Raw genomic sequence first — 424 nt, forward strand, 5'->3', positions numbered from 1 at the left:
GGCGCGGGGGTTGTCGCCCCGCTCGGCCCCGGCGAGCTTTTTCTCACCCCCCCGCGCTGCTTCGGGGGCTCTGTGAGGGGGGGGGGGGCCCCCCCCCCCCCCCCCCCCCTCGACGTTTGACGATGTCCTCCAGGTGGCCTAGTGTTGAACGAGTCGCTGGAGCGGCCACCCCACTCAGCAAGACCCACTCTCACACTTCGGAGCCCATTCAATTGGGTTCGTCGGCGTATTAGTCGACACGGTGTGATCGTGAATTTCGAGTCACTCTTGAAATGCGCTAAAGTGGTGGTCGTCGCGAAAAGCGGCCCGACCAGTTCGGAAAATCGGATGAATGAAACTCCGGAAAACGGAGCGGAAAACGTCTGGTAAGCTGGAAACACGAAATAACAAATAGCCCCGATGGCCCCCTGGGACTCGGTCACAA

Origin of the sequence: Kitasatospora sp. NPDC059088, from assembly GCF_042738155.1 — a bacterium.
In the GTDB taxonomy this organism is placed as follows: Bacteria; Actinomycetota; Actinomycetes; order Streptomycetales; family Streptomycetaceae; genus Kitasatospora.